The organism is Marinobacter santoriniensis NKSG1 (assembly GCF_000347775.1).
Taxonomy (GTDB): Bacteria; Pseudomonadota; Gammaproteobacteria; order Pseudomonadales; family Oleiphilaceae; genus Marinobacter; species Marinobacter santoriniensis.
Map to the genome: position 1 here is coordinate 1 of NZ_APAT01000013.1, position 12,921 is coordinate 12,921.

At 57.2% G+C, this 12,921-nt stretch carries 11 protein-coding genes; 3 read left to right on the plus strand and 8 right to left on the minus strand.

From position 1 onward, the window contains the following. Positions 1-13 precede the first annotated feature (13 nt). The 8 genes from MSNKSG1_RS03830 to MSNKSG1_RS03865 all read right to left on the minus strand — a co-directional run bounded on the left by MSNKSG1_RS03830 (position 14) and on the right by MSNKSG1_RS03865 (position 11,365). On the minus strand, positions 14-694 hold the full coding sequence (locus MSNKSG1_RS03830; protein ID WP_008937926.1) for a sensor histidine kinase: 681 nt from the start codon (positions 692-694) through the stop codon (positions 14-16). Then, on the minus strand, positions 691-2,328 hold the full coding sequence (locus tag MSNKSG1_RS03835) for a tetratricopeptide repeat protein (RefSeq protein ID WP_008937927.1): 1,638 nt from the start codon (positions 2,326-2,328) through the stop codon (positions 691-693). Before MSNKSG1_RS03835 ends, MSNKSG1_RS03830 begins: the two co-directional genes overlap by 4 nt. Next, positions 2,325-5,843 (minus strand): hybrid sensor histidine kinase/response regulator, encoded by a 3,519-nt coding sequence (locus MSNKSG1_RS03840; RefSeq protein ID WP_008937928.1) that lies wholly within the window; start codon positions 5,841-5,843, stop codon positions 2,325-2,327. Before MSNKSG1_RS03840 ends, MSNKSG1_RS03835 begins: the two co-directional genes overlap by 4 nt. 45 nt (positions 5,844-5,888) lie before the next feature. After that, positions 5,889-6,395 (minus strand): hypothetical protein, encoded by a 507-nt coding sequence (locus tag MSNKSG1_RS03845; RefSeq protein ID WP_008937929.1) that lies wholly within the window; start codon positions 6,393-6,395, stop codon positions 5,889-5,891. 97 nt (positions 6,396-6,492) lie between these two features. Continuing rightward, positions 6,493-8,259, minus strand: a complete 1,767-nt coding sequence (locus MSNKSG1_RS03850) for a sodium:solute symporter family protein (protein ID WP_008937930.1) — start codon at positions 8,257-8,259, stop codon at positions 6,493-6,495. Between the two features lie 6 nt (positions 8,260-8,265). Beyond that, positions 8,266-8,529 (minus strand): DUF4212 domain-containing protein, encoded by a 264-nt coding sequence (locus MSNKSG1_RS03855; protein WP_008937931.1) that lies wholly within the window; start codon positions 8,527-8,529, stop codon positions 8,266-8,268. Positions 8,530-8,737: 208 nt separating this feature from the next. Continuing rightward, positions 8,738-9,439 (minus strand): 3'-5' exonuclease, encoded by a 702-nt coding sequence (locus tag MSNKSG1_RS03860; RefSeq protein ID WP_008937932.1) that lies wholly within the window; start codon positions 9,437-9,439, stop codon positions 8,738-8,740. A 12-nt stretch (positions 9,440-9,451) separates the two neighbouring features. Next, the gene (locus tag MSNKSG1_RS03865) at positions 9,452-11,365 is read right to left on the minus strand and encodes a putative nucleotidyltransferase substrate binding domain-containing protein (RefSeq protein ID WP_040886627.1); all 1,914 of its coding nucleotides are present in this window, start codon (positions 11,363-11,365) and stop codon (positions 9,452-9,454) included. A 169-nt stretch (positions 11,366-11,534) separates the two neighbouring features. Between MSNKSG1_RS03865 and smrA the strand changes: the two genes are divergently transcribed. The 3 genes from smrA (at position 11,535) to MSNKSG1_RS03880 (ending at position 12,920) form a co-directional block, all read left to right on the plus strand. Further along, positions 11,535-12,116, plus strand: a complete 582-nt coding sequence (gene smrA / locus MSNKSG1_RS03870) for a DNA endonuclease SmrA (protein WP_008937934.1) — start codon at positions 11,535-11,537, stop codon at positions 12,114-12,116. Positions 12,117-12,160: 44 nt separating this feature from the next. Next, positions 12,161-12,358 carry a hypothetical protein gene (locus MSNKSG1_RS03875; RefSeq protein ID WP_008937935.1) on the plus strand — a complete coding sequence of 66 codons (198 nt, stop codon included), beginning with the start codon at positions 12,161-12,163 and terminating at the stop codon, positions 12,356-12,358. Positions 12,359-12,440: 82 nt separating this feature from the next. After that, positions 12,441-12,920: a (2Fe-2S)-binding protein gene (locus MSNKSG1_RS03880; RefSeq protein ID WP_008937936.1), complete on the plus strand. Its 480-nt coding sequence runs from the start codon at positions 12,441-12,443 to the stop codon at positions 12,918-12,920. Position 12,921: the final 1 nt, after the last annotated feature.

The following is a 12,921-nucleotide window of genomic DNA, read 5'->3' on the forward strand; positions in this document are numbered from 1 at the left end:
TAAATCGGCTGCTTCAGGGCAGCCAGATTTCGAATACACCGCCGCCCAGAGTGCCGCCGTTGTGCAGTCTTATGGATCCCGATCGGTTTCCCTCGGCGTGCAGACGGGCAACCGAGGAAGCAAAGAAAAGGCCGAGACTGGTGCTCCCGCTGTTGAAATCGAGGGATTTGAAATTCAACGTACCTGAGTGCTGCATGTTGTCGGGATAGCCCTCTCCGTCATCCTCTACGCCGATCACGAGGTAACCGTCTTCCTGACGAGCAGTCAGACGGATGGTGCTTTTCGTGTAGCGGATGGCGTTATTGAGGGTATTGTTCAGAACGCCGGTGAGCAGGTCATCGTCAAAAAAGCCGTTGATGTCATCAGCCTCGATAGAACAGCTGATTCCAAGCCCCTCCAGCAGGGGGGTGTGCCGGGCAAGGTGTTCGGCGAGGAAATCCGGTACGAAATGCTCCTCTATGTGTGCGGAGAGGTTGTTTTCACCCAGTCTGTAGATCCCCAGGAGCTGGACGAGATCGTTATGCATCCGCTCCGCCTCGTATTGAAGCGTATTGAACCTCGGTGAGCCGCCCAGGGTACTCTGATGCTCCGTACGAAGCTCATCGAGCGAGTTCAGAAGCATTCCCAGGGAGTTTTTCATGTCATGGACCGCAGACGCGATAACCATGGAAAAATCGATGTTCTGGTCGCTCATGACTGCAGTCCTTCCAGTTTCTTTTTCAGTGCGATGTACCGGCGGTATTGGCGGTGCTGTTCCGGCAGGCCCTCCAACCGATCCAGGCAGGCAAGGCACTGTTCGATCAGCTTTGCGCGCTCGGTCGTCTTCTCGGATTCTTTCATGAGTACCTGGATCAGGTTCAGATTCAGCGCGGCGTGGTCTGGCACAATGGCGAGGGCTTCTTGAAACGCCGCGGCAGCGGCCGTGAGGTCGCCGGATTCGAATGCCTTGATACCATCTCGGTTCAGGGTGCGCGCTTTGAGCTTCTGACGGAATCCGACGGGTTCATCCAGCAGGTTCTCGATTTGTTGCAGGATTTCAGGTTCGTCGGCGTAATCCTCGGCGAGTTTGCCCAGCAGTGCTTTTGCTTCGTCATCGTGCCCCAAACGAAACAGAGTACGGGCGTAGTCAATTCCAAGGTCCGCGGAAAGGTGGTCCTGACTGTCCACCTGATTCCGGATGGAATCCAGTAGCGCCTCTGCCTCCTTCGTTCGATTCTGGCCGGCGTGAACGCGGCATTTCACGATGTCACTCCTGAGCTGGAGTCCGTCCTCTTCGAAACGCTTTTCCATGCGAGACAGGACCGCCAGAGCTTCGTTCGCCTGGGCGGCGGCTTCTTCACCCGTTTCGCCTTCACTGAGCTCTGACAGCGTATGGGCGAGTGACAGGTAATGTCGGCTGTTGTCGTGGATCGAATGCGTGCCGAGGGCCACAGTCTGGCGCCAGGCTTCCGATGCGATCGCTATATCCTGATTTGCTCCGGCCAGTTCTGCCAGGTGCCGCTGGCGTAGCATGGCATTGGGTGAATGCTCTGCAGCCTGCTCGAGCACTTTCTGGGCCCGGGCGGGCCGCCCCTGTTTTTCCAGGCCCTCCGCCAGGAGGTCGTATGCTTCCATGTAGTCGGGATGTTTTTCGATCAGTTGTCTGAGGGCATCCACCGCCTCGTCGTAGTTGCGATTTGCCAACAGGACACGACAACGACCAAGCCGTGCCCAGGAGAGCTCACGCTGGGCCAGAACGTCATCATAGGTTTTCAGCGCATGCGCCAGATCCCCTAACTGGAAGTAAAGGTCACCGAGAGTTTTCATCAGCCAGGTCTTGTAGCGCGGCTGGCGAGGCAGGGCCTGAAGGCACTGGGAGATCGCTTCGGGATAGTTCTCCCGGTCGATCTCGCGATTGATGGGCAGCAATGCGTTGCGCTGATCGATCAGGGCGCTGAGCCGCTTTTCGAGCATGGCACGGTTGATGGGCTTGGTGAGATAGCCATCCGGTTGATACTCGCGTGCGCCCATGACCATCTCTTTGGACGTTTCCGCGGTAACCATCAAAAACAGGGAAGAGCGTTTCAGCAGTTTCTTGTGCCGTAACTCTTCCAAAACATGCTGTCCGTTTTTTCCTTCGCCGAGATTGTAGTCGCACAGCACGACGTCCACGTGGTTGTACGCGCAATACTGGATGGCCTGGGTTGCGTGGGCAACCAGCTCGATCTTATCGGCCCCGCAACTTCTCAGCATCTGGCGCATGGACAATCGGAAGTTTTCGAAGTCATCCACGATCAGAAAGCTCAGCTTTCCGAACCGGTTGATTCCAGGCGACGGTGAGTCAGTCATGAGCGTGTCTGCTTCAGAAGTTTATTGACCAGTGCCCGCAGGGCGGCGGGTTTGACCGGTTTATACAGGACTTGATAGCCACGCTGGATGGCGTCCTCGCGAACTTCCGGCCCCATATAACCCGTGATCAGGATGCCGGGAATGTCGTCGCTTATATTGGCTCTCAGGTTGTCCATCGCGTCCAGACCATTTTTGTTATCGTCCAGCTGATAATCCGCCAGTATGATATCCGGGCGACCGCCTGCAAGCTGTTCCAACGCATCTTCCAGGCTCTCGGCGGCGGTTATCTCACATTGCCAGTTGCTCAACAGTGCGACCATACCCTGAAGAATCGTGGGATCGTTATCGATACAGAGCACATGCAGGCCGCCCAGACTGGATACCCGGCGAGAGGCCGCCGTTGGGGCAGCGACGTTCGGGCGATCCTGTTCCGGCGGTGCGACAGGAACCGTAATTCCGAAGACGCTGCCCCGACCCTGCGACGAGTGTACAGAGACCGGGTGGTTCAACATGCCACTGATGCGGTCAACAATCGCAAGCCCGAGTCCCAGGCCCTTCTTGTCCCGACCCTGCTGAAAGCGGCGGAACTCTTCAAAAATGTGGGCCAGCTGGTCTTCGGGAATCCCGGGGCCGGTGTCCCATACTTCAATTCTGATATATCCCTTGAGCCGTCGACATCCGAGAAGAATCTTGCCACTGGGGGTATATCGGATCGCGTTGGACAGGAAGTTCTGCACAACCCGCCGAAGCAGCTTCGAATCGGACCGCACCCAGGCAGTGCTGGGCACGACATGAAGTTCAAGACCCTGCTCCTTGGCGATGGCAGTAAAATCGGTGGCCAGGTGCTTCAGAAGATCGTCAACCGGAAAGACGCCGATGTTCGGCTCCAGTGCGCCGGCATCCAGTTTCGAGATATCCAGGAGCGTGCTGATGATTTCTTCTGCGGCACCGAGAGAGCTGTCGATATGGTCCACGAGCTCTTTCATCTCGCCATCCTCGGCTTTTCCGGCCAGGGCGGATGTGAACAGTCGGGCGGCATTGAGCGGCTGCAGGAGGTCGTGACTGGCAGAGGCCAGGAACCGGGTTTTACTCTGGTTTGCCTGTTCCGCAACCGATTTGGCCTTGAGCATCTGCTCGTTGATGACCTGCAATTCCTGGGTTCGCTCCTTGACCCGCTGCTCCAGGTAAATATTGGTCTCCTTGAGCGCCTGCTCAGTCCGCCGCATCGCCGTGATGTCCTGGAACGTGGTGACATAGCCGCCGCCTGGGATCGGGCTACCGTCGATCCTCACAACGGTGCCGTCGGGACGCTGGCGTTCATAGGACATGGGCTTGCCCAGTCTCATGCTGTCGCAACGGTCGGTAATGATATCGTCGATACGCCGGGCCGAGAGGTTGGCATTGGTCAGGTTGTACCGCATCAGCTCTTCAATGGGACGGCCGACACGTACGAACCCCTTGGGATAGTTGAACAGTTCCAGGTAACGATGGTTCCAGACCACGAGCTGCTGCTGGTGGTTTACCACTGAGACGCCCAGGCTGATGTTCTCGATCGCAGACTGCAGCAATTCCCGGCTGAACGTCATTGCCTGTGAGGCTTCGTCGACGATGCTGACCACATCCTCGATCTGCATGTCCCGACCGGTCAGTGTTGATTCGAGCACGACGCGAGCCGTTGATGCACCGATGACCGACGCGAGTTGTCGCTCGATGTATTTCATCAAGTGCGTCGATGCGGGGCGTTGTGGATGCAGGCGGATGGCATTTCGGCGTTCGTAATTGCGGAAAATTGTCTCCGAACGCTCTTCCCCCATGAATCGGTCCGTCAGCGCCTGCAGGTCCGAGGTAAGAACTTCCCCCTGCCAGCTTTGGTGGTGGGGGGTTTCCGGCCGCGGCTGGGGATCATGGAAAAAGGAGGCTATCTGGATCTTTTCCCGAACCCGCTGACGGGTCAGCATGGACAGGACAATGTAGGTCACGGTGTTGATGCCCAGACTCCAGATAATGCCGTGACTGGTCTGGTCCAGGTCCGAGCCGAAGAGCGCGGTCGGTCGGGTCCACGAAAGCCCCCATAGTCCATGGTTGATCAGGTTGTCTGCGACCCAGCCCGTGGAGGCAAGGGCAGGCAGGAGGAGGGTGTAGCACCACATGAGAAAGCCCAGTGCCAGTCCCCAGGCTGCACCTGTGAAGTTGCCCTGTCGCCAGACGATACCGCCGACCAGTGCCGGCCCGAATTGTGCCGCCGCCGCAAAGGAAAGCAGGCCGAATGCCGTCAGACTGTAATCCTCTCCGGCCATGCGGTAGAAACCGTATGCGGTAAGCAGAACCACGAAAATGGCGACCCGTCGAATGCTCAGCAACAGATAACTCAGATCGCTCCGGCGGTTCATGCCGGGACGGAAGAATTTGAGCAACGCTGGCATGATAATCTCGTTGCTCACCATGGTTGCGATGGCTACCGAACAGACGATAACCATGGCAGCGGCAGCAGATCCGCCGCCCAGAAAGGCGAGAACGGCCAGCCACTCTTTCCCCGCCATGATCGGTAGCTGCAGGATCAGAATGTCCGGGTTGCCGTTCATGGACTCTGGATAGAGCAGGCCGGCGGCCGCAATCGGGATGACGAAAGCACTGGCAACCACCAGGTAAATGGGCATAGCCCACCGGGCCACCTCGAAATCCCTGTGGTCGGTATTTTCAACGACCATCACATGGAACTGCCGGGGCAGGCAGATGATCGCCAGCATGGCGACCAGCGTCTGGGTGATAAAGGCCGTTGTACCAAGCTGTTCGGTGGTCAGGATGCCGGTGAGTTCGGCGTTGCGTGCCTGCTCGAAGAGATCTCCGAATCCATTGAAAAGTCCATAACCCACGAACAAACCGACGGCCACGAAGGCCACAAGCTTGATGAGGGATTCAAAGGCGACCGCCTGTATCATGCCTCGATGGTGTTCCGTGGATTCGAGATGGCGTGTGCCGAAAAGGACCGTGAATACCGCCAACGCCAGCGTGATATACCAGGCAGAGTCGTTCCAGGCCGCCGAGCTCAGCTCTCCATAACCGCTGCCGCGATCGGACAGGACATTGAAGCCCATGGAGATTGCTTTGAGCTGCAACGCGATGTAGGGCACGCTGCCGATCAGCGCAAAGGTTGCGATCATGGCTGCCAGGACCTGGGATTTGCCATATCGCGAGGCGATGAAATCCGCGATGGAGGTGCTGTTATTTCGCTTGCTGATGTAGATGATCCGACGCAGCAAGGGCGCGCCGAAAATAAAGACCAGAAGGGGCCCGAGATAGATGGGCAGAAAACCCAGGCCTTCCTGTGTGGCACGCCCTACGGCGCCATAGAAGGTCCAGGAAGTGAAGTAAACGGCCAGTGAAAGCGCGTAGATGTGGGTTCGGGCCAGCCGGCGCCGATACAGTCCCGGATGTTTGTCACCGGCCCAGGCGATGACAAACAGAATGGAAATGTAGGTAATTGAGATGGCTACCAGTAGCCAGGCGCTAATCATAAGTGACCGTTCTTCTTGATCCCGATGGTTTTTCTTGGTTTTTGATTAATGGGAACAGACCGTCGTCAACAGGGGATCGGTTTGATCCAGCACTTTCATGTTGTCGATCCGCGGCGATCCATTCGACCCCAGCGGAACCAGTTCGTCCGTCGCACAGTTCAACAGGTGAACGCGGTGGGACACCGCATCGGTAACCTTCTGTTCAAAACGATAAAGTGTAAACCGCACGATGTCAGGATTATCGGTATCCCGGCTGATACTTTTGAGATCGACCGTTGAAAAGGCGGTGACGTAAGGAAATACAAAGGTCCAGGGACGCCAGAGGATTCCGTCGTTTTCGGTATCCACGATGACGGCCTCGTCCGGGAGGAGTTCTTTTTTGTGGTCGTACCAGGTGTACTCACCGTGTATCAGATAGGCGAGCATGCCCACTCCGGCGAAAACCGGAATCAGCCAGCGAGGGGCTTTGTTTCGGGTCGCCGCACGAATGCCCAGGGCAATACCGGCAGCGCCGAGGCCACAGAAAACAGTGGCAATAAGGTTCCAGAACATAAATACACTTCCTCAAAAAAGAACGGGCTCCCTCGGAGAGGAAGCCCGTTCAGTATCAACCTGTCAATTCAGAGACTGAATCAGGCTGAGATGTAGCTTAGTGGTCTTGAGCCTGACCGGAACCACGCGGGTAACGGACGCTTTCAACCAGTTCCTGAATCTCAACGGGCGGTTCTTCAGTTGCGTTGGATACCAGGAAGGCTACCGCAAAGTTGATGACGGCACCAATCGCACCGATGGACAGCGGGGAGATGCCCAGTACCCAGTTCGCTGCGTTATCCGGCAGGTTGTTGGTACCCGGAATGAACAGCCAGCCTTTGTACACGAAGATATAGCACAGCGTGAAGGCCAGACCGGTCAGCATACCCGCAACCGCACCCTTGTTGTTGATGCGCTTGGAGAAGATACCCATCATCAGTACCGGGAACAGCGACGCTGCTGCGATACCGAAGGCCAGTGCCACAACCTGGGCCGCAAAGCCCGGTGGGTTGGCGCCCAGATAGGTGGCTAGGACGATAGCAACGGCCATGGAAATCCGCGCTGCCATCAATTCGCCTTTCTCCGAGATATCCGGGTTGATGGAACCCTTGATAAGGTCGTGACTCACCGCAGAGGATATCGCCAGCAACAGCCCTGCCGCCGTGGACAGCGCCGCCGCCAGACCACCGGCTGCAATCAGACCGATAACCCAGCCGGGGAGGTTGGCGATTTCGGGGTTGGCCAGTACCAGAATGTCCCGGTTAACCACCAGCTCATTACCTTTCCAGCCACGGGCCTCAGCCTGGTCCTGGAACGCGGGGGTGTCGTTGTACAGCTGGATCCGGCCATCTCCGTTCTTGTCGGTGAACTTGATCAGACCGGTGATTTCCCACTCCTTGACCCAGTTCGGACGATCGTCGTATTGGATCGGGGCGGACTGGGTGCCGTCGGGGTAAATGGTGGTCATCAGGTTCAGACGAGCCATGGAAGCAACGGCCGGTGCAGTCAGGTACAGCAGGGCAATGAAGACCAGAGCCCAGCCAGCGGACCAGCGTGCGTCGGCAACCTTGGGAACGGTGAAGAAGCGAATGATAACGTGTGGCAGACCGGCGGTACCGATCATCAGGGTCAGCGTGAACAGAACCATGTTCAGTTTATTGTCCACGTCCGCTGTGTAGGAGTTGAAGCCGAGATCGGTGATGACCTGGTTCAGCTTGGTCAGCAGCGGCATGCCGGAATCCACGTGGGTGGAGAACAGGCCCAGACCCGGAATCGGGTTGCCAGTGAGCTGCATGGAGATGAATACGGCCGGGATGGTGTAAGCCACAATCAGCACGCAATACTGGGCCACCTGGGTGTAGGTGATCCCCTTCATGCCACCGAGAACCGCGTATACGAATACCACGACCGCAGCGATCATCAGGCCCATGGTGGAGTCAACTTCCAGGAAGCGGGAGAAGGCAACACCGGCGCCCGCCATCTGGCCGATAACGTAGGTCACTGACGCGACGATCAGACAGATAACGGCTACCAGACGAGCGTTCTTGCTGTAGAAGCGGTCCCCGATGAACTCCGGAACGGTAAATTTACCGAACTTGCGGAGGTAGGGGGCCAGCAGCATGGCGAGCAGCACGTAGCCGCCGGTCCAGCCCATCAGGAAGGTCGAGGCGGAGTAGCCGCCGGCGGCAATCAGGCCCGCCATGGAGATGAAGGATGCCGCTGACATCCAGTCCGCACCAATGGCTGCGCCGTTGGTGATGGGGTGAACGCCGCCACCGGCCACGTAGAAGTCTTTGGTGCTTCCCGCTTTGGCCCAGATGGCGATGCCGATGTAGAGGAGGAACGAGCCCCCGACGAATATGAGGTTGATTGCAAATTGGCTCATTCGATCTTACTCCTCGTGCACGCCGAATTGTTCGTCGATCTTGTTCATGCGCCATGCATAGAAGAAGATCAGACCGATGAAGGTAAGAATCGAGCCCTGCTGGGCAAACCAGAACCCGAGGTCGGTTCCGCCAACGGCGATACCGGCCAGCATCGGGCGAAGAAGAATCGCGAAACCGTAAGACACCAGGGCCCAGACAATCAGGCTCCCGAATATCAGACGGAGGTTCGCCTTCCAGTACTTTTCAGCGTCGTAGCTATGACCTGACATAACTCACTCCTGTGTTGTTGTTGTGGAGGTTGGGTGGATTTTTGGTGAGACCTTTCGGATAGAGAATTTATTATTCATATAAGTATTTCTCCGACTGTTGTCTTTACCGACTTTACTTGGCAACTAATTTATAGATATTGGCAAAAGGTCTAATTCTCAGTAATTTGGGACAGAAATCGGTGTTTTCCGGGGCAACGCTCCACGGGGCTCAAAAGCGTTTCATGTTTTGAAGTTGCCTGTGATATCGAAGTTTGTCGCTGAGTGCTTTGAGGGTTTTCACGCCATCCTTTCCGGCTCGATTCAGAGCCACCAATGTCAGTTCGGCTGTCGCTAATGCATCTGCCGCGGCATGGTGCCGTTCGCTGACCTCCAGGCCAAAGAAATCCGCCCAGTGGTCCAGCCCCTTGCCGCCGGTCTGAGCATTGGGGAAAAACGCCGGTAACAGGTCGGCCACATCGATCCAGACATGGCTCCGGACATAGCCCAGTTGTTGCTTGAGGGTCTTTTCCAGGAATTTCTGGTCAAAGGCAGAGTGGTAGGCGAGGACCGGGTCGCCATTCATCCAGTCCAGCAGGTACAGAAGCGCATCCTCGGTTTCGTGGCCCTGGGTAAGGGCTTCCGGGCCAATGCCGTGGATGAGGACGGTTTCGCTGATATCCAGATCCGGCCGTCTCAGGATCAGGTCGAACTGGTCGTCGAGGTGGATGACCCCTCCGGTGATAGCAACGGCACCGATGGCGATCACCTCATCCTGTCCCGGGTTGAGTCCGGTGGTTTCAAGGTCGAGAACGATCAGGCGGATCTCCGAGAGCAGCTGGTCGCCCACGGTCTTGGGGGAGGGCAGGTTGTCCCAGTTGCCATCCTTCAGGCCCCGTCGTTTTTCAAGCCAGTGTCTGATGTATTCGAGCATGCTTGGGACAACTCACAGTTGATAGGTGACTTCCAGCTTCTGCTGGAGACGCTGGGCCTGTCGGAACGATTCCCGGAGAATGCGGCGGTCCAGCGGGTTGAGGTCGTCCGGATCGATGTAGTTCGTCAACTCCTCGCCCCGATCCAGCATCTCCTGGTGTGCGCGCATGCGGATGGCCTGAATGAGGCTGTAGGCTTCTTTCCAGGCGTTGGCATCCTTGGGATCGAAAACCCCTTTGCGGGCGAGTTCCTCCATGCGTTCCAGGGTATTGGCGGTTTCGACACCGTTCGCCAGGGCAAACACGCGCACCGACTCGACGAATGGGGCGAGACCCTGTCGCTTGAGGTCCAGGGCATGCTTTTTACCGTCGTTAACGTAGCGGAAATTCCGGAACATGGTCAGCGGGGGTTTCCGCTGGAACGCGTTACCGGCAAGCATTTTCTGGAAAAGCGCGTTCTTGCGAATTCGGGTCAGCACCTTTTCCAGCAGTTCGTGCAAGGGCTCGGTGGGGCCGAAAACGGCCCGCATATCCAGGAAGATGGATGAATAGACCAGGTTCTGGGGTGTCGAGGCATCAATGAACCGTATAAACCAGTCGTCCCATTCCCGGTCGCTCAGGCAGAGTTTCGGGTTGCTCGCCATGATATTGCCCTTGCATAACGTAAAGCCACACTCGGCAAGCTCCTGGTTGACGGTCTGTGCGAAGGGCAGAAGTTTTTCGCGCACCTGTTCTTCGGTCATGCCCTCGGGCGTCCGGAAAAGAATACCGTTGTCCTGGTCGGTCAACAGGGTCTGTTCCTGTCGACCTTCGGAGCCGAAGGTCAGCCAGGTGAAGGGAATGCCCGGGTCATTCTTCTTGATATTCAGCTCGAGCACGCGCCGAACGGTCACGTCGTTCAGTGTGGTGATGATTTTTACCACCTGGCCGGAGTCGGCACCGTGGGCCAGCATCGCATCCACCAGCCGGGAGACCTGGGAGCGGAGGCTGACCAGCGTACGTAAGTGGGTTGCGGTGCCAATCGTTCGTGCCAGGTTGACCAGGTCCACCCGTTGCAGCGAGAACAGGTCCCGCTCAGAGACGACGCCAATCAGGCGCTGATCCTCATCGACGACACACAGGTGCGCAAAGTGGTGTTCGGCCATCAGCATCGCTGCTTCGAAGGCATCGGATTGAGCGGAGAGGCGGCACGGTTCGGGAGTCATGACCTGCCGAATCGGCGTGTCCAGCGGCCCCTTCTCTTCGGCAATCATGGTGCGCAGATCCCGAAGCGTGAATATGCCGGTCGGGTGGCGGTTGTCGTCGGTGATGATAATGCTGCCGACATTGTTTTCGTGCATGCGCGCAACGGCCTTGCGCACAGGAAGGTCTGGCGAGCATACAATGGGGTTTCGCAGGGCGTATCGCTCCAGAGGGGTGTCCAGCGAATTGCTGGAGCCGATGGAAGCCATGGCATTGGACTGGATACGCTGGTTGACCTGGTCGAGAAGGCTGCTGACGCCCCGGAGGCAGAAATCCCGGAACGGGTCGCTCTCCGAAAACAGGGTGATGAACGCGTCCTGCTCGATGCTCAGACAGAACGTGTCGCCGGTAGCCCGGTGAAGGGTCCGGGTGGGGCGCTCACCGATCAGTGCGGCCAGGGGAAAACACTCGCCCTGACTGATTTCGAAGGTGGTTTCCGTGCGGTCCTCTTTCTCATTGTGGCGTTCCCCACGAATCCGTCCCTGTTTGACCACGTAAAATCGTTTGACCGTGCCATCGTCCGGCGAGAGCACGACATCTCCGTCCGCGAAGAAGCGGAGCGTCGCATGTTCGGCAAAGTGGGCGAGATGGGTGTCATCCATGCTCGAAAAGGGGGCGTGCTCACGAAGGAAACCCATGATCGCGCGCGTATTCTGGGGGCGTTGACTGTCCACGTTTGCTGCCATGTCTGGATCCATGTGATCGTTGTTGTTATCCGTCTGAGTGTAGTGCAGGGCACCGGATGCAACCTTACGATTTTGGTCGCAGTCGAGTGGTCACTGCCTGGCTTTCTTTATGGTAGGCCGGCCCGGTGGTAAAGTTCTGACATCCATCAAATCAGATCCGAAATGATCCATGACCAGTAAAGAAGAGCGCCTGGCCTTTCTGGAAGAAATGAAGGACGTCAGGCGCATACGAAAAGCGAACCGGGCTGACGTGGCAACGCCACGTGAGCTGACGCCGGGGCATGTCGAGCGGCAACGTGCTGCGGTGGCAACGCCGCTCAAGGATACCAATCCTCTTACCTCCGACATGGTTGAGCCATTGACGGCCCATGACATACTGAGCTGGCAACGACCGGGCATTCAACACGGCGTGTTTCGGAAGTTTCGTCTCGGCCAGTACCCCATTGAGGCCCGGCTCGATCTTCACCGCATGACGGTCGAGGAAGCGAGACGGGAGGTGTATCGGTTCATCGGCGACTGTGTGCGATATGGTCTCCGCTCGGTGATCATCCTGCACGGTAAGGGGGAGAGGAACCCCGACGGTATCGCCCAGCTGAAAAGCTATCTGGCCAAATGGTTGCCCGAGCTCAATGACGTTCTCGCCTTTCATTCGGCCCAGAAACACCATGGTGGCACAGGTGCCGTTTATGTCATGGTGAGAAAAAGCGAACGGGACAAGCAGCACAATCGTGAGATTCACGGTAGTCGTTAAGAGACATCCATCCACTTTCTTTTTAAATGATCGTTTCTGGAGGTATGGCAGTGAAAAAATTCAGTTTGGTGCTGATGTCGGTTCTCGTTCTGGCCGGGTGTCAGGATCGGGTTATCTGGAATGACAACGGTAAACTCGAAGATGCATCCAAGGATCGCGAGATCTGGGACAGCAACGGCCAGATGGATTCCGGTGAGCGGAAGATCTGGGTTAACAAGGATGGAAAGGAAATCATCAAATAAAGGGCATCCGTAACCAGGGTGTGCGTCGGATAACAATAACGAGCGTCGGGCAACGGCGATTGAAACCGGGAGAGAACAGAAGATGGCTCTGAGTCTGATGGTGAATGGTGTGCGCCATTCTCTCGATGTAGAAGGCGACACTCCTTTGTTGTGGGTGTTGAGAGATGAACTGGGGCTCAAGGGCACCAAGTTTGGTTGCGGCGTCGGGCTTTGCGGCGCCTGTACCGTTCATATCAACGGCGAAGCGACGCGATCCTGTTCGATTCCGGTCAGCGCAGTGGCCGGGGACGAGGTGGTTACCATCGAGGGGCTTGGTGACGGGGATACGATGCATGCCCTCCAGAAGGCCTGGATTGAGCATGGAGTGCCCCAGTGTGGCTATTGCCAGTCCGGACAGATCATGAGTGCCGCTTATCTGCTTGCCAATAATCCGGCTCCGGCGCGGGACGAAATCGTAGCGGCCATGACCGGCAACCTGTGCCGTTGTGGGACCTACACCCGGATCATTGAGGCCGTAGAGTCTGTTGTGTCCGGTGCGTCCACGCAAACGGAGGGCGCCTGAT